The following is a 559-nucleotide window of genomic DNA, read 5'->3' on the forward strand; positions in this document are numbered from 1 at the left end:
AACGTGCGCTTCGATACGCCAGACGGACAAGTGCAAGCGGTCAGCAACCTTTCCTACTCGATTAAAGCAGGAGAAACGCTCGGCATTGTGGGTGAATCAGGCTCTGGTAAAAGCCAATCGGTATTTGCGCTGATGGGGCTCACCGCCGACAACGGTAATGTCTCCGGTGAAGCCTTATTTCATGGTGAGAACTTACTCTCAATGTCCAAGAAACAGCTCAACCGTATTCGCGCAGAGAAAATCGGCATGATCTTCCAAGATCCCATGACCTCTCTGAATCCATTTATGAAGATAGGCAAACAGCTGAGCGAAGTGTTGATGGTGCACAAAGGCATGAGCCGAAAACAAGCCATTGCGGAATCCATTCAGATGTTGGATGCGGTGCGGATTCCTTCTCCGGAAACACGCATGAACCAATATCCACACGAGCTTTCTGGCGGTATGCGCCAACGTGTGATGATTGCCATGGCGTTGTTGTGTAAACCGGAACTGCTTATTGCCGATGAGCCAACCACCGCGTTGGACGTGACCGTACAAGCCCAAATTTTGACTCTGTTAC

1 protein-coding gene is annotated in these 559 nt (G+C 50.1%); it reads left to right on the plus strand.

Annotated elements, in window-relative coordinates; all coding sequences use genetic code 11:
* Positions 1-559, plus strand: a 559-nt coding sequence (locus R7O13_RS29695) for an ATP-binding cassette domain-containing protein (protein ID WP_318305569.1), incomplete at both ends; no start/stop codon positions are given.

The organism is Vibrio sp. Y176, assembly GCF_033438945.1.